General features: G+C 72.0%; 11 protein-coding genes. All 11 read left to right on the top strand.

What is annotated here, in order from left to right; genetic code table 11:
• The first annotated feature begins 434 nt into the window (after window positions 1–434).
• The 11 genes from mraZ to murC all read left to right on the top strand — a co-directional run bounded on the left by mraZ (window position 435) and on the right by murC (window position 14,531).
• Window positions 435–869, top strand: coding sequence for a division/cell wall cluster transcriptional repressor MraZ (gene mraZ, locus HZZ10_RS08975; protein ID WP_056130901.1), 435 nt, complete (start codon window positions 435–437; stop codon window positions 867–869).
• Between the two features lie 274 nt (window positions 870–1,143).
• On the top strand, window positions 1,144–2,151 hold the full coding sequence (rsmH, locus tag HZZ10_RS08970; RefSeq protein ID WP_179913250.1) for a 16S rRNA (cytosine(1402)-N(4))-methyltransferase RsmH: 1,008 nt from the start codon (window positions 1,144–1,146) through the stop codon (window positions 2,149–2,151).
• 2 nt (window positions 2,152–2,153) lie between these two features.
• On the top strand, window positions 2,154–2,573 hold the full coding sequence (gene ftsL / locus HZZ10_RS19490; RefSeq protein WP_056130188.1) for a cell division protein FtsL: 420 nt from the start codon (window positions 2,154–2,156) through the stop codon (window positions 2,571–2,573).
• A gap of 503 nt (window positions 2,574–3,076) precedes the next feature.
• Complete coding sequence (locus HZZ10_RS19485) at window positions 3,077–4,996, top strand: peptidoglycan D,D-transpeptidase FtsI family protein (RefSeq protein ID WP_308507540.1); 1,920 nt, start codon at window positions 3,077–3,079, stop codon at window positions 4,994–4,996.
• Window positions 4,997–5,058: 62 nt separating this feature from the next.
• Window positions 5,059–6,681 (top strand): UDP-N-acetylmuramoyl-L-alanyl-D-glutamate--2,6-diaminopimelate ligase, encoded by a 1,623-nt coding sequence (locus HZZ10_RS08955; protein WP_179913242.1) that lies wholly within the window; start codon window positions 5,059–5,061, stop codon window positions 6,679–6,681.
• Window positions 6,678–8,072 carry a UDP-N-acetylmuramoyl-tripeptide--D-alanyl-D-alanine ligase gene (locus tag HZZ10_RS08950; protein ID WP_056130193.1) on the top strand — a complete coding sequence of 465 codons (1,395 nt, stop codon included), beginning with the start codon at window positions 6,678–6,680 and terminating at the stop codon, window positions 8,070–8,072. The genes HZZ10_RS08955 and HZZ10_RS08950 overlap by 4 nt, the downstream gene beginning before the upstream one ends.
• Window positions 8,069–9,160 (top strand): phospho-N-acetylmuramoyl-pentapeptide-transferase, encoded by a 1,092-nt coding sequence (gene mraY / locus HZZ10_RS08945; protein ID WP_056130196.1) that lies wholly within the window; start codon window positions 8,069–8,071, stop codon window positions 9,158–9,160. The genes HZZ10_RS08950 and mraY overlap by 4 nt, the downstream gene beginning before the upstream one ends.
• Window positions 9,148–10,602: a UDP-N-acetylmuramoyl-L-alanine--D-glutamate ligase gene (gene murD / locus HZZ10_RS08940; RefSeq protein ID WP_179913241.1), complete on the top strand. Its 1,455-nt coding sequence runs from the start codon at window positions 9,148–9,150 to the stop codon at window positions 10,600–10,602. Before mraY ends, murD begins: the two co-directional genes overlap by 13 nt.
• Window positions 10,599–11,888: a putative lipid II flippase FtsW gene (gene ftsW, locus HZZ10_RS08935; RefSeq protein ID WP_179913240.1), complete on the top strand. Its 1,290-nt coding sequence runs from the start codon at window positions 10,599–10,601 to the stop codon at window positions 11,886–11,888. Before murD ends, ftsW begins: the two co-directional genes overlap by 4 nt.
• 7 nt (window positions 11,889–11,895) lie before the next feature.
• Window positions 11,896–13,026 carry an undecaprenyldiphospho-muramoylpentapeptide beta-N-acetylglucosaminyltransferase gene (murG, locus tag HZZ10_RS08930; RefSeq protein WP_056130201.1) on the top strand — a complete coding sequence of 377 codons (1,131 nt, stop codon included), beginning with the start codon at window positions 11,896–11,898 and terminating at the stop codon, window positions 13,024–13,026.
• Window positions 13,023–14,531 (top strand): UDP-N-acetylmuramate--L-alanine ligase, encoded by a 1,509-nt coding sequence (murC, locus tag HZZ10_RS08925; protein WP_179913239.1) that lies wholly within the window; start codon window positions 13,023–13,025, stop codon window positions 14,529–14,531. The genes murG and murC overlap by 4 nt, the downstream gene beginning before the upstream one ends.
• Window positions 14,532–15,032 lie beyond the last annotated feature (501 nt).

Here is a 15,032-nt window from a genome sequence, read left to right as displayed (position 1 = left end):
TTCATACGCCCAGCCCGCGCTGTCGTGCTCCCGGAGCGCACTGGGGTGTCGAGCGACACGCGTCGGTGACCATCGCCGGGCGCTCCTCCACCTCGCTCCCCAGCGGCCCCCCACTTCGCTCCACCCTGACGCCCAGATGGCCTCGGCGACGCCGCCGATGCCTTCTCGCCCCCTGATCCAGGTCGATTCGCCCGCTCTGCACGACTTTGCTCGGTGGTCGCGGCGCTTGAATGCCGCTGGACGCGCCACCAGCGCACCCGCGCGCGCCGCGCCCTCCACATCCCTCCACCGCTGTGACCTGTGCTGATGCCGCGTCAAGGGTGAATTTTCTGTGATTGCCGCCGCGTGGTGGAGGGAAGTGGAGTACGGTGGAGCCACTTGGAGCAGCCGGGGGAGGCGTCGCAGTGACTGAACTGTTCGGCGCGTCGTCCACACTGCTCCTCGGGACGTACACCCCTCGTCTGGACGACAAGGGACGGTTGCTCCTCCCCGCGAAGTTCCGCGGTCAGCTCGCCCCAGGGCTGGTCATGACACGTGGACAGGAGCGTTGCCTGTTCCTCTTGCCGATGGACGAGTTCCGTCGCATGTACGAGCAGATCCGACAGGCCCCGGTGACGAGCAAGCAGGCGCGCGACTACCTGCGTGTCTTCCTCTCCGGAGCCAGCGACGAGATGCCGGACAAGCAGGGCAGGATCTCGATCCCGGCGGCGCTGCGCGAGTATGCAGGGCTCGACCGGGAGGTCGCGGTGATCGGCGCAGGTACTCGCGTCGAGATCTGGGACGCAGCCGCGTGGGACACGTATCTGGCAGAGCAGGTCGCCGGGTACTCCGACACGGCCGAAGAGGTCGTGCCAGGCCTGAGGTTCTAGACGCACCACCGCTGGATGAGGCCTCCTCCCGCCCGGTCTGACGCACTTCCCCGGTGTCAGACGGTCGCGGAGGGAGACCTGATCCAGCAGGTGGGCACAGCAGCACATCACGACCGGCGGACGCCGGGCGCGCCGGACAGGTCGAGCACGACTCAGGACAGGAGGTCGCAGGGTGAGCGATCACGACACCGACGCCCCCGCTCCGGGCGACCCCGTCGACCGCGACGAGACGACTCTCTCAGAGACCACCGACATCGAGACCTCCCCCTCCGACCTGGCTGCCGGGGGAGCTGAGGCGCGTGAGACCTCGGACCGTCACCTCCCGGTCCTGCTCGACAGGTGCGTGGAGCTCCTCGCTCCGGCACTGTCGGCCCCGGGGGCCGTCTATGTCGACTGCACGCTCGGGATGGGCGGTCACACCGAGGCGATCCTCGAGAGGCTCCCCGAGGTCCGGGTCATCGGCATCGACCGCGACCCGCAGGCGCTCGAGCTCGCCGGTGCGCGGCTCGCTCGCTTCGGTGACAGGTTCACCGGGGTCCACGCGGTGTACGACGAGATCGGCGAGGTGATCGCCGCCCAGGGGCTCACCGGGGTGCAGGGGATCCTCATGGACCTGGGTGTCTCCTCCCTGCAGATCGACGAGCGGGAGCGCGGCTTCTCCTACGCCCAGGACGCCCCGCTCGACATGCGGATGGACTCGACGGCCTCGCTCACGGCAGCCGACGTCCTCAACACCTACAGCGAGCGTGACCTCACCCGGATCTTGCGGGAGTACGGCGAAGAGCGGTTCGCCTCGAAGATCGCCCGGTCGATCGTCGCCAAGCGTGACGCGAAGCCGTGGGAGCGCTCGGCGGACCTGGTCGACCTCGTCCGCGCGTGCATCCCGGCGGCGACGCGCAAGGGCCAGGGCAACCCGGCCAAGCGCACGTTCCAGGCGCTGCGCATCGAGGTGAACGGCGAGCTAGAGGTCCTCGAGCGCGCTCTGCCGGCCGCCGTCGAGGCTCTTGCCGTCGGCGGACGGATCGTCGTCGAGTCCTACCACTCGCTCGAAGACCGGCTGACGAAGCGGGAGCTCGGCCGTGGCGCTGTCTCGAGCGCGCCACACGACCTCCCGGTCGAGCCTGAGTCTCACAAGCCTTACCTCTCGCTGCTCACCCGTGGCGCCGAGGAGGCCGACGAGGCCGAGCTCGAGCGCAACCCGCGGTCTGCCTCGGTGCGGCTGCGCGCCGCAGAACGGCTCCGGCCGACACCCCCTCACATGAAGACCAGGACGGAGCGCTGACCATGAGCACTGCACAGTCTGGGGCGGCACGCGCCCTCCCGGCACGGGATCTCCCGGCACCGTCTCTGCCGAGGCCCTCCGAGCGTCTGAGGCTCGTCCAGGCACCTGCCCAGACGCGCAGCCGCGCACCCTTCGTCCTGCTCTGCATCGGGCTCCTCGCGGCGGCGCTGCTGGGCACCCTCGTGATGAACACCGTCATGAACAACGAGGCCTACGCAGCCCGGGACATCCAGATCGAGATCGCCCGGGAGGCGGAGATCGCCGACCAGCTCGGCGAGCAGATCGACGCGCTGTCCTCGCCCCAGGCCCTGGCCGCCCGTGCGACCGAGCTGGGCATGGTCCAGAGCCCCAACCCGGGTGTGCTGCGGCTCTCCGACCTCATGATCTTCGGTGGTGCGAGCGGCGCAGGAGCAGCGCAGTGACGCGGTCGAAGGACTCTGACGGGCGCGACGAGCCGCAGGGCTCTCGCGCCGCCCGACCGACCTCCAGGTCTGGTGCTGCACCACGCTCGGCTTCGCCACGCTCGTCGGCACCACGCTCGTCAGCACCGAGGTCTCCCCGGTCCGGCGCAGACACCGAGAAGACTCCGCGTGCCGCGGGGGCGACCTCCCGCGGGGCGGCGCGCACCGGTCGGGACGCCACGACCGGCCGGACGCAGGCAGGCACGGGTCGCACGCCAGCAGGCGCGGGCCGTCCGCAGGGCGCAGCAGGCCGTCCGACCGCACGCCCCACCTCTCCCGGTGCCAGCCGCAGTGCCAAGGACTCAGGTCAGGCTGACGGTTCGGCCAAGGCCACCTCCGCTGACCGTCCCGCCGCACGACCCGTCCGCGGTGCCCGCCCGGCCGCTCAGGCGGCTGGCTCGGGCACGCCGCGCCCGGCGAGGTCGTCCGACGGCGCTCCGCGCAGCGCAGGAGCGAGCCGCCCGGTGCGCGCCGCTGCGCCTGCGGCCCGGACCTCTGCGTCCGCCGGTCGCCCGGCTCGTGCTGCAGCACCCGCACGCACCCCACGCGGTGCCCGCGCTCGGATCGGCGCCGACCGCAGCCCTGCCCGACCTCGGGTCGGCGGCAGGCTCGACGCCGTCACGCAGCGCAGGCTCAGCCAGGCGCGTGTCGGCAACCCGCTGACGCGGGTGCGGGTGCTGTCGATCGCCGTGATCGCGACGCTCGCGCTCTTCTCCGGTCGTCTCGTCTACGTCCAGGCGTACCAGGGGGAGACTCTTGCGGCGCAGGCCCTCGAGGGGCGCATGAACACGACGACTATCCCGGCCGTCCGTGGTGAGATCACGGACGCCGACGGCAACGTGCTCGCCACCTCGGTCACGCGCTACGACGTGTTCGCCGACCAGGTCCTCATCGCCGACTGGACCCACACCGTCGACGGCGCGAGGGTCGGCGGACCCGTCGAGGCTGCCCGGCTGCTCGCACCGATCTTCGGAGAGCCCGAGGCCGAGCTCGCCGCCAAGCTCTCAGGCACGAGCAAGTACAAGATGCTCGAGCGTGACATGGCTCCCGAGACCTGGGACGCCATCAAAGAGCTCGGCATCTCGGGCATGTTCGCAGAGCAGGCTCCGCGCCGGTCCTACCCGGCGGGCACGACGGGTGGCAACCTCATCGGTTTTGTCGGTGCCGAGGGCACAGGCATGGCTGGCCTGGAGTACGCGCTCGACGAGCAGCTCGCCGGGGTCGCGGGCAGCCGGACCTACGAGCGTGGGCTCGGTGGGCACGCGATCCCGACAGGGGTCCAGTCCTCCAAGGCTGCTGTCCCCGGGACCGACGTGCGGACGACCCTGCGGATGGACCTCCAGTGGAAGGCCCAGGCCGCGATCGACGCGCAGGTCGCCAAGATGGGCGCGAGCGGTGGTTTTGTCGTCGTGATGGACGTCAAGACCGGAGAGATCTACGCCCTCGCAGACTCGGGCGCGATGGATCCCAACAAGCCGACGGGCTTCGGTGGCAGCAAGGCGATCTCGACGATCTTCGACCCGGGCTCGACGGCCAAGATCGTCACGATGGCTGCGGCCCTCGAGACGGGGGTCGCCACGCCGACCAGCCAGTACACCGTGCCGTACAACTACACGACCTCCAACGGGCAGACCTTCAAGGACTCCCACGAGCACGGCGACGAGCCCTGGACCCTCACGGGCATCCTCGCGGAGTCGTCGAACACCGGCACCGTCATGGTGGGCGAGCAGATCCCGAAGCAGGTCCGCCACGACTACCTCACCAAGTTCGGCTTCGGAGAGAAGACCGGCATCGAGCTCGCCGGCGAAGAGCGCGGGCTGCTCGCCGACGCCGACGCGTGGGACGGGAGGACGCAGTACACCGTCCTCTTCGGGCAGGGCATGGCAGCGACAGCCCTGCAGGCCACCAACGTCTTCGCGACCATGGCCAACGGCGGTGTCCGCAACACCCCGCACCTGGTGGCCGGGACCACGGGTGCCGACGGCGTCTACACGCCGAGCCCGCTGGCCGACCCGGTCCAGGCCGTCTCGCCCGAGACTGCCGGCACCGTGCTGAAGATGATGGAGTCCGCTGTCCTCGAGGGCACCGGTGGGAACGCAGAGATCGCCGGCTACAGGGTGGCCGGGAAGACCGGTACAGCCCAGATCCCTGGCGCCGACGGGAAGCTCGACGCCTACCTCGCCTCCTTCGTCGGTGTGGCGCCCGTCGACGACCCACGTCTGGCCGTCGGGGTGTTCATCGAGAACCCCACGGCCACGGAGTACGCGAAGTTCGGCGGGGTGTCCGCCGCCCCGGTGTTCTCCGACGTCACGTCCTTCGCGCTGCAGCAGCTCGGCGTGGTGCCCTCGGGCTCGACGCCCGAGCTCTATCCCACCACCTGGTGAACGGCGGGCACCGAGGCAGACCGCCCCGGTGCCCGGGACGTTCCCGCGATAGATTGGCCCCCATGACTTCCGCCCCCGGATCGCTGCGGCCTGCCTCCGTGCAGCCGCGAACTCTCGGCGACCTCGCCGTCGCCGTCTCGGGCTCGGTCGACCCGGCCGACCGCGACCTCCTCGTCACCGGCGTGGTCCTCGGCAGTGTCGACGCCCAGCCCGGCGACCTCTTCGTCGCCGTCCCCGGAGCCCGGTCGCACGGTGCCCGGTACGCGCAGGCGGCGCTCGACGCCGGTGCGGTCGCGGTGCTGACCGACGAGGCAGGTCTGGACCTCCTCCGCGCCGAGCAGACCGCCGTCGGGGAGCCCTCGCACCAGCGCCCCGTGCCTGTCGTCCTCCTCCCGACGGGCAGCGACCCGCAGCGGGCAGCGGGAGCGGCGGCGGCCTTCTTCTACGACCACCCCTCGACGGCGCTCACGAGCTTCGGCGTGACCGGGACGAACGGGAAGACCACCACGACCTACCTGCTCGACCACCTGCTGACCGCGCTCGGGCGCACCGTCGGGCTGGTCGGGACCGTCGAGACCCGCTCCGGTTCTCGGGTGCTCCCCAGCCGCCTGACCACACCCGACGCCGCGAGCCTGCAGGCTGTGCTCGCGACCATGCGCGAAGACGGGGTCGACGTCCTCGCGATGGAGGTCTCCTCGCACTCGATCAGCCAGCGCCGGGTCGACGGCCTGCACTTCGACGTCGTCGGCTTCACCAACCTCAGCCAGGACCACCTCGACTTCCACGGCGACCTCGACAGGTACTTCGCGGCCAAGGCCGAGCTCTTCACGGCCGAGCGCGCGCGCCGTGGTGTCGTGGTGCTCGACGACGAGTGGGGCCAGCGGCTGGCTGCCACCGCAGACATCCCCGTGGTGACCCTGAGCGTCGGACGGCGCGGGACCCCCGTGGGGGACTGGTCGGTCCGGGACGTCCAGGAGGGCCCTGCGGGTACGACCTTCACCGTCGCCCACAGCGACGGACGCAGCATGCGCGTCCGCACGACGCTGCCCGGGTCCTTCAACATCGCCAACGCCGCCCTCGCCCTCGTCATGGTGGTCGAGTCCGGCGTCGACGTGGGCACTGTCACAGCCGCCCTGGAGGCCGCCGGGGGGATGTCCCCGGCCGTCCCTGGCAGGATGGAGCAGGTTGCCGACCGCCCCCGTGTGGTCGTCGACTTCGCCCACAACCCTGATGCTCTCGCGCTCGCCCTCGAGGCGCTCCGGCCCACGACGGCCGGCCGCCTGGTGGTCGTGTTCGGAGCCACGGGGGAGCGGGACACGACCAAGCGTCCCGTCATGGGACGGATCGCGGTCGAGGGTGCTGACGTGGTCGTCGTGACCGACGACGACCCGCACGCCGAAGAGCCCGCAGGGATCCGGACGCAGGTGCTCGACGGTGCCCGCGAGGCCGCCGCGGCTGCCCTCCCGGGCCGCGACGTCGACGTCCTCGAGGCGGCCCCGCGCGCCCTCGCGATCCGTGCCGCAGTCCTGGCTGCTGACGACGAGGACACGGTCCTGGTCGCCGGGCGAGGCCACGAGGTGTGGCAGGAGATCGACGGGGTGGACCACCCGCTCGACGACAGGGTGGAAGCACGCGCAGCGGTCGCCGACCGCGCGCAGCGAACGACGAAGGAGCACAGCGAGTGATCGATCTGACTGCCGCAGAGGTCGCGGACCTCACGGGAGGGAGGCTCGCCGCCCCGCCCACGACGCGGGTCGACGGCCCCACCGTCATCGACTCCCGCACGGTGTCCGCAGGTGCGCTCTTCGTCGCTCTCGCCGGAGACACCTCCGACGGGCACGACCACGCCGCCGGGGCGGTCGCCGACGGTGCCGCGCTGGTCCTCGCCAGCCGTGAGCTCGACGGCGTGCCGTCCGTCGTCGTCGACGACGTGCCACGGGCACTCGGTCTGCTGGCTGCGGAGCACCTGCGTCGCCTGCGGGCGGACGGGGCGCTCCAGGTCGTCGCCGTGACAGGCTCGGTCGGCAAGACGACCACCAAAGACCTCCTCGGGCACGTCCTGTCGGCGAGCGGTCCGACGGTCATGCCCCGCGCCTCGTTCAACAACGAGATCGGCCTGCCGCTGACGGTCCTCCAGGCCGACGCGCAGACCCGTTACCTGGTCCTCGAAATGGGCGCCTCCGCCCCTGGGGACCTCACCTACCTCACCGGCATCGCACCGCCCGACGTCTCGATCGTGCTCGCGGTCGGTTCGGCGCACCTCGGCGGCTTCGGCGGGATCGAGGGCGTCGCGAGGGCGAAGTCCGAGATCGTCACCGGGCTCGCCCCCGGAGGCGTCGCCGTGCTCAACGCCGACGACCTGCGCGTGGTCGCCATGCGCGACCTCGCCCCAGGCCGGGTCGTCACCTTCGGCACCGTCCGCGACGCCGACCTGCGCGCGACCGACGTGACCATCGACAGGCTCGGCCGTGTCTCGTGCACAGTCGCCGCGGGGGAGCGGACCGAGCATCTCTCCCTGCGCCTGGTCGGCGAGCACCACCTCACCAACGCCCTCGCGACCCTCGCCGCGGCCGTCGAGCTCGGGGTCGACCTCACCGAGGCCGCCGCGCTGGTCGGCTCGTCCGACCCTGCGAGCCCGCACCGGATGGCCGTGACAGACCGCGCCGACGGCGTGACGATCATCGACGACTCCTACAACGCGAACCCGGACTCGATGCGCGCGGCTCTCAAGGCCCTCGCCGTCGTGGCCGGGCGCGACCGTCGTTCGGTCGCCGTGCTCGGCGAGATGCTCGAGCTCGGACCTGACTCGCGTGACCAGCACGACGAGATCGGGCGCCTCGTCGTCCGCCTCAACATCAAGCTCCTCGTCGTGGTCGGAGCCGGGGCCTCGGGCCTCGCCGACGGTGCGACCCAGGAAGGCTCGTGGGGCAAGGAGGTCGTCGAGGTCGAGGACGTCGCCGCCGCCGAGCGCTTCCTCGCCGACGAGCTGCGCTCCGGTGACGTCGTCCTCGTGAAGTCGTCCAACGGATCTGGTCTGTGGCGCCTGGGTGACTCCCTCACGGCGGTGACAGCATGATCGCCGTCCTCGCCTCCGTCTCCGTCTCGCTGCTCGTCGCGCTGCTCGGGACCCCGCTGTTCATCAAGCTGCTCGTCAAGCGCAACTACGGCCAGTTCATCCGTCAGGACGGGCCCACAGCCCACTTCACCAAGCGCGGGACGCCCACCATGGGCGGTGTCGTCATCATCGGTGCGACCCTCGCCGGCTGGGCGGCGGCGTCGATCGTCTCAGGACGCCTGCCCTCGGTCTCCTCGGTCTTGGTGATCTTCCTCATGACGGGCCTCGGCCTCGTCGGCTTCCTCGACGACTACATCAAGATCTCCCGTCAGCGCAGCCTCGGGCTGTCCGCGCGGTGGAAGATCGTCGGTCAGGGGATCGTCGGGATCACCTTCGCCGTGCTGGCCCTGCAGTTCCCCAACGCGAACCTGCGGACCCCGGCGTCCACGAGCGTGTCGTTCATCCGTGACACGAACATCGACCTCGCCTTCGCGGGGGTGACCCTCGGCCTCATCCTCTTCGTGCTCTGGGCCAACCTCATCATCACCGCGTGGTCCAACGCCGTGAACCTCACCGACGGTCTCGACGGCCTCGCGACGGGCGTCTCGCTCATCGTCTTCGGCGGCTACGTCATCGTCTCGATCTGGCAGCTCAACCAGAACTGCCAGTTCGCGGGCTCGGTCGGACCGCGCTGCTACGAGGTCCGTGACCCCCTCGACCTCGCGATCGTCGCGGCCGCGATCATGGGTGCGTGCTTCGGCTTCCTCTGGTGGAACGCGTCGCCAGCCCAGATCTTCATGGGCGACACGGGCTCCCTCGCCCTCGGAGGTGCGCTCGCCGGTCTGTCGATCCTCTCGCGCACCGAGCTGCTCGCGATCATCATGGGCGGCCTCTTCGTGCTCGTCGTCCTCTCGGACGTGATCCAGATCGGGTTCTTCAAGATGACCGGGAAGCGGGTCTTCAAGATGGCCCCGCTCCATCACCACTTCGAGCTGTCGGGGTGGGGTGAGGTGACGATCGTCATCAGGTTCTGGATCATCGCCGCGCTCTTCACCGCCCTCGGCCTCGGGATCTTCTACGCAGAGTGGGTCGTGGGTTGGGTCCGCTGACCGAGCTCGCGGTCCTCGTCGCCGGTCACGGCGTCACCGGCCGGGCCGTGGCCTCGGTGCTGCGCACCCGCGCCGCGCGCGTGGTCACGCTCGACGCAGGGGACCCCGAGGCCGACCTCGCGTCCATCGGCGCCGAGGAGGTCGCGTCCTTCGACGTCGTGGTCGCGTCCCCCGGGTGGCGACCGACCTCGCAGGTCTTCGTCGACGCGGCGGCGGCTGGTGTCCCGGTCTGGAGCGAGGTCGAGCTGGCCTGGCGCCTGCGCGTGCCGTCCGCGGCGACCGGTGAGCCCGCGCCGTGGCTCGCCCTCACCGGCACCAACGGCAAGACGACCACCGTCGAGATGCTGCTCTCGATCCTCGAGGCCGACGGCCGCGCGGCGGCAGCCGTCGGCAACGTCGGACGCCCGCTCGTCGAGGCCGTGGTCGACCCGTCGCTCGAGGTCCTCGCGATCGAGCTCTCGAGCTTCCAGCTCCACTTCACCACGTCCATGTCGCCGCTGGCCGGCGCGGTGCTCAACGTCGCACCCGACCACCTGGACTGGCACGGGACCTTCGAGGAGTATGCCGCGGCGAAGGGCAAGGTCTACCACCAGGCCCAGGTCGCCTGCGTCTACAACGTCGAGGACCCCCTCACCGAGCAGCTCGTGCGCGACGCCGACGTCGTCGAGGGAGCGCGCGCCGTCGGTGTGACCGTCGGCGCCCCGGGGCGCTCCGGGGTCGGTCTCGTCGAGGGCGTGCTGTGCGACAGGGCCTTCCACGTCCCCGCGGACGACCCGCGTCGCCACGACAGCGCCGCCGAGCTCGGGTCGCTCGACGACCTCGCGCACCTGGCCGGTCCCGACGGGGCTGTGCCCTCCCACGTCGTCTTCGACGCCCTCGCCGCCGCGGCGCTGGCACGCGCCTACGGTGTCGACGCGGGCTCGGTCCGGGAGGGGCTGCGAGGCTTCAGGCCGGGCGCGCACCGCATCGCGACGGTCGCGCAGGTCCCCGCCGCGGGCGGCGCCGGGACCGTGGCCTTCGTGGACGACTCCAAGGCCACCAACGCCCACGCCGCCTCGGCCTCCCTCGGCGGCTTCGCGCCCGGGACCGTCGTGTGGGTCGCCGGTGGTCTGGCCAAGGGGGCGACCTTCGACGAGCTCGTCCGCACACGTTCCGACAGGCTCCGTGCTGTCGTGCTCATCGGCGCCGACAGGAGCGCCCTCCTCGACGCGCTCGGTCGACACGCGGGCGACGTCCCCGTGGTCGAGGTCGATCCTGGTGACACTGGGACGGTGATGCAGCGCGCGGTAGAGACCGCTCACGGACTGGCCCGGCCGGGTGACACGGTGCTGCTCGCCCCTGCCTGCGCCTCGATGGACCAGTTCGCGTCCTACGCCGCGCGCGGCGACGCCTTCGCCGAGCAGACCCGGCTCCTCCTCGGGCGGGTCGGAGACGGGCGATGACCAGCCCGAGCATCGAGCGCAAGGGCCAGACCGCCTCGGCGGTCCCTCGTCAGACCCTGCGAGACTCGTGGGCCTCCCACTGGGACAGCGCGGTCACGAGCTACTACCTCATGGTCGGCGCGAGCGCCCTGCTGCTCGTGCTCGGTCTGGTCATGGTGCTCTCGAGCTCGTCCGTCGACTCGCTCGCGGCCGGGGACTCCCCGTACAAGGTGTTCCTCAACCAGGCGCAGTTCGCGCTCATGGGCCTGCCGCTGATGATCGTCGCCTCGCGGATCCGTCCCGGCGGCTACCGCCGGATCGCGTGGCCGGCGCTGGCTGTGGCGATCTTCCTCCAGCTGCTGATCTTCACGCCGCTCGCGGTCGGCACCAAGGGAAACCTCAACTGGATCAGCCTCGGCCCGGGCCTGACCATCCAGCCCTCAGAGTTCTCCAAGGTGGCCCTCGCCGTGTGGCTCGGTGTGGTGCTGGCACGCAAGCAGGACCTGCTGCACGACTGGAAGCACGTGGCGATCCCGGCCGGACCGGCCGTGGGTGTCGTCGTCGGTCTCGTGATGGTCGGCAAGGACCTCGGGACAGCCCTCATCTTCGTCCTGCTCGTCGCGGGAGCCCTGTTCGTCGCTGGCGTGCCGATGCGGATCTTCACGGTGCTCGCCGTCGTCACGGCTGGCCTGGTCGCGATCGCGGCGAGCACGAGCAACCGTGCGGGGCGCATCTTCGCGATCTTCGGCGGGGAGACCGCCGACCCCTCGGGCATCGGCTACCAGACCCAGCGCGGCCTCGAGGCGCTCGGGTCGGGGGGCTTCGCCGGGGTCGGCCTCGGCGCGAGCCGCGAGAAGTGGTCGTACCTGCCCGAGGCGCACAACGACTTCATCTTCGCGGTGATCGGCGAAGAGCTCGGTCTGCTCGGGACCCTGCTGGTGCTGCTGCTCTTCGCGATCCTCGGGATCGCGATGGTGCGCATCATCCGTCGCCACCCCGAACCGATGGTCAAGATCACCACCGCTGCCATCGGCTGCTGGATCATCGGCCAGGCCCTCATCAACATCGGCGTGGTCATCGGGCTCGTCCCGGTGATCGGGGTCCCGCTGCCGCTGGTCTCGGCCGGTGGTTCGGCCCTGATCGCCACGATGCTGGCCCTCGGCATCGTCATCTCCTTCGCGCGCGACGAGCCCGGTGCCCGTGAGGCTCTCGCCGCCAGGTCGAGCGTCGTCCGCCGCTCGATCGCCGTCGTGGGCGGAGCCACCTGGCGCCGCGGCGGACGACCGACCACCTCTGACGACAAGTGAGAAGCACGTGCTGAAGTCTGTCCTGCTGGCCGGCGGCGGAACCGCCGGCCATGTCAACCCCTTGCTCGCCGTGGCCGACGAGGTCGCGCGCACGAGCCCCGGGGTCTCCATCACCGTGCTCGGCACCCGTGAGGGCCTCGAGGCCGAGCTGGTCCCGAGCCGCGGCTACCCGCTCGCGGTCGTCCCGAAGGTCCCCCTGCCCCGCCGCCCGAGCGCGGCATGGTTCCGGCTGCCCGGACGTCTGCGCGCGGCCGTCAAGGCTGCTGGCGACGCGATCGACTCGAGCGGCGCGCAGGTGGTCGTCGGCTTCGGGGGCTACGTCTCGACCCCGGCCTACCTGGCTGCTCGGCGTCGTGGCGTGCCCGTGGTGATCCACGAGCAGAACGCCCGTCCCGGCCTCGCGAACCGGCTCGGTGCTCGCTGGGCACGCGCGGTGGCTGTGACCTTCCCCTCGACTGCGCTCCAGGGCGCCGTCGTCACCGGGCTGCCGCTGCGCCGCGAGATCGCCGCCCTGGTCGAGGAGCGGGCGGCCGACGCCGCAGCCTCGCGCCGCTCCGCGGCCGAGCGACTCGGCCTCGACCCGAGCATGCCGGTCCTGGTGGTCACGGGCGGGTCCCTCGGCGCGCAGCGCCTCAACGAGACCATCTCTGCCCTCGCGGCCGAGATCACGTCGGCCGGTGTCCAGGTGCTCCACCTGACGGGGCGAGGCAAGTCCGAGCCCGTCGAGGCGGCGGTCGCCGGCCTCGCCGTCGACGGGGTGCCCCGCTACCTGGTCCGGGAGTACCTCGACGAGATGCACCTGGCCTATGCCGTCGCGGACCTCGTGGTCTGCCGCTCGGGCGCCGGGACCGTCTGCGAGCTCGCGGCGCTCGGTCTGCCGGCCGTCTATGTCCCGCTCCCCGTCGGCAACGGGGAGCAGCGGCTCAACGCAGCCGCCGTCGTAGAGGCCGGAGGAGGGCTGCTGGTCGCCGACGCCGACCTCACGGCGCCGTGGGTCCGCGCCGAGGTGCTGCCGCTCGTGGCCGATCCCGCCGCCCTGTCGCGGATGGCCGCAGCCGCGGCCGGTGTGGGCGTCCCGGATGCCGCGGCGGCCGTCGTCGCCCTCGTCGAGCGCGCTGCCGAGGAGGGTGGACGATGAGTACGTCGAGCACAGAGGGTCTGACCGTCGCCGACCTCGGGACAGTGCACCTCGTCGGGATCGGCGGGGCCGGCATGTCGGTCGTCGCGCAGCTCCTCGCCGCCCGCGGTGCGCGTGTGCAGGGGACCGACGCCCGCCGCAGCGCTGTCACAGACGCCCTCGTGGCCTCAGGCATCCAGGTGTGGGTCGGCCACGACGCAGCGCACGTCGCAGGGGCGCAGACCCTGGTGCTCTCGAGCGCGGTCCGCCCTGACAACCCCGAGCTGGTCGCGGCACACGCTGCAGGCCTGAGGGTGCTGCACAGGTCGCAGGCCCTCGCGATCCTCATGTCGGGGTCCCGCGCCGTCGCGGTCGCAGGGGCGCACGGCAAGACGACCACCTCCGCGATGACCGCTGTCGTCCTGCGGGAGGCTGGTCTCGACCCCTCCTTCGCGATCGGCGGCTCGGTGCTGACCGAGACCGGCGCTGTCCCGGGTGGGCACTCGGGTTCCGGGGACGTCCTCGTCGCCGAGGCCGACGAGTCCGACGGCTCCTTCTTGGCCTACAGGCCCACGGTCGCCGTGGTGACCAACGTCGAGCCCGACCACCTCGACCACTACGGGACGCGCGAGGCCTTCGAGCAGGCCTTCGTCGAGTTCGCCGCGCACGTCGTGCCCGGTGGTGTCCTCGTGGCCTGCGCCGACGACGCCGGCGCTGCCGAGCTCGCGCGACGCCACGGCGCCGCAGGCGGAGCCGTCGTCACGTACGGGACCTCTGCAGGCTCGGACGCCCTCGTCTCCGGGTACAGGGTCGAAGACGACGGGACGAGCTCCTTCGAGGTGACGCTCGCCGGGAGGGCGGCCGACGCCGCCGCCGCGACCGGGGCTGCCTCGCTCACGGTCCGCCTCCGCGCGCCGGGTCTTCACAACGCGCTCAACGCCACGGCGGCGCTGCTCGTCGCGGTCCGCCTGGGTGTCGACCCGGCGGCAGCTGCTGCCGGGCTGTGGGCCTTCCGTGGCACAGGCCGCCGCTACGAGTCCCGTGGCACCGTCGGCGGCGTCCACGTGGTAGACGACTACGCGCACCACCCGACAGAGGTCGCCGCGCTGCTCCGCGCTGCTCGCGCCCTCGTGGGGGACGGACGGCTGCGCGTGCTGTTCCAGCCGCACCTGTTCTCCCGGACACGGATCTTCGCCCAGGAGTTCGCCGAGGCCCTCGACCTCGCCGACGACGTGGTCGTCTGCGACATCTATGCCGCCCGGGAAGACCCTGACCCCGCCGTCGGGCCCGGGCTGCTCGTCGAGCGGATGACCGGGACCGGTTCTGTCGTCGCCGACCGCACCGAGGGCGCCGCGACGCTCGCCGGACGGGCGCAGCCGGGGGACCTCGTGCTGACGGTCGGTGCCGGTGACGTCACGGAGATGGGTGCCGTGGTGCTCGACGTGCTGCGGACCCGGGTCGAGCAGGGCTCGCTCCCGGCGGAGGGCCCCGCGCAGGGCGCGCGCCCGGCCGAGGGAGCGGTGTGAGACCACCGTCGGCACCGCGTCCGCGTCCCCGGGCAGCCGGTGAGGAGCCCGACCGCGGCGCACCGGCCGGCAGCGTGGGAGACCGGGGAGCACAGGGCCGCCCCGTGACCAGCCGCCCGACCTCCGGCCGCGCGGCGCAGGGGAGCGAGAAGCGTCCCCCGAAGGCTGGCGGACCCGAGGCGCAGTCCCAGCAGCGCGGGCAGAGTCACGACGGCCCGGCGCAGGGGCGCGCTCCGCGACGGCGCCCCGCGGCTCCCGGTGCCTCCGGCACAGGCTCCCAGACCCAGGCCCGGACAGGGTCTGTGCGGGCGGCATCAGGTCAGCCGACCTCTGGTCGACCGTCGTCTGCTCGACCGGCGACAGGCCGGACCCCTCGGACCTCGGCACCGGCGTCAGGTGCGGGTACGTCGCGCCAGCCCACACCGCAGCCCACAGGCCGTTCGGTCTCGTCGACTGCCCGCCCGCGACCGTCGACAGACGGCTCGACGACGCGCCCGGGCC

Source organism: Sanguibacter inulinus, assembly GCF_013415325.1.
GTDB classification, from domain to species: Bacteria; Actinomycetota; Actinomycetes; order Actinomycetales; family Cellulomonadaceae; genus Sanguibacter; species Sanguibacter inulinus.
This window is presented reverse-complemented; position numbering and strand designations above follow the sequence as displayed.

What these genes read in the sequence shown, in the direction of transcription:
- ftsL (WP_056130188.1), top strand. Translation starts at nt 2,154, where the DNA reads ATGAGCACTGCACAGTCTGGGGCGGCACGCGCCCTCCCGGCACGGGAT.
- HZZ10_RS08955 (WP_179913242.1), top strand. Translation starts at nt 5,059, where the DNA reads ATGACTTCCGCCCCCGGATCGCTGCGGCCTGCCTCCGTGCAGCCGCGA.
- mraY (WP_056130196.1), top strand. Translation starts at nt 8,069, where the DNA reads ATGATCGCCGTCCTCGCCTCCGTCTCCGTCTCGCTGCTCGTCGCGCTG.
- ftsW (WP_179913240.1), top strand. Translation starts at nt 10,599, where the DNA reads ATGACCAGCCCGAGCATCGAGCGCAAGGGCCAGACCGCCTCGGCGGTC.
- murC (WP_179913239.1), top strand. Translation starts at nt 13,023, where the DNA reads ATGAGTACGTCGAGCACAGAGGGTCTGACCGTCGCCGACCTCGGGACA.